At 49.1% G+C, this 517-nt stretch carries 1 protein-coding gene; it reads right to left on the bottom strand.

Annotated features, from left to right (window positions below; translation table 11 throughout):
• Positions 1-41 precede the first annotated feature (41 nt).
• The coding region (locus tag ACJA3G_RS38445) for a protein rep (RefSeq protein ID WP_112014878.1) at positions 42-517 on the bottom strand (476 nt) is incomplete at its 5' end.

Genomic DNA, 517 nt, shown 5'->3' with positions numbered 1-517 from the left:
GTCTTATTTCCATTCAGGTATTCAATATTAATATTCATACGTTAATCCGATTTATCCTTCTCAGGGGCGCGTTTGTAACGCCGTTTACCTGAATCCCAGACAAACGCCGTCCGCTTCCCGTCATCAGTGCCATCCCCTACATCGTCGGCAATGACAAGATCCTCATTGGTTTCTCGATCCAACTGGAGGACGTTTTTTAGCGCCCCACCGGTCGAGATAAAACGGCGCTTGTGAAGCTGCCGCGTCAGCTCAAGAAACCACTCAGGATCGTTTGCCATATCTTCCGGTTTAACGGAGTATTTCAGCGTTTCAGCAACCGCGCTTTGCAGTTGCTCGGCAACGTTGGCCACAACCTCACCTGTCTTAGTTTTTACTGCCCGAATATCGATATTCGGCTCATAGTTCACCCGCAAGCAATCGCGCCAGAGTTCTACCCAACGTTCGTGCTTAACGTAGTTCTTCCCTTTAAACCAAGAAGGTTGCACCATCAGCAGACAGTGAAAATGCGGATGTGCGC

Source organism: Streptomyces sp. YS-3 (genome assembly GCF_045257485.1).
In the GTDB taxonomy this organism is placed as follows: domain Bacteria; phylum Actinomycetota; class Actinomycetes; order Streptomycetales; family Streptomycetaceae; genus Streptomyces.
Note: the sequence above shows the minus strand (reverse complement) of the source record. Positions and strands in the feature narration are given on the sequence as shown.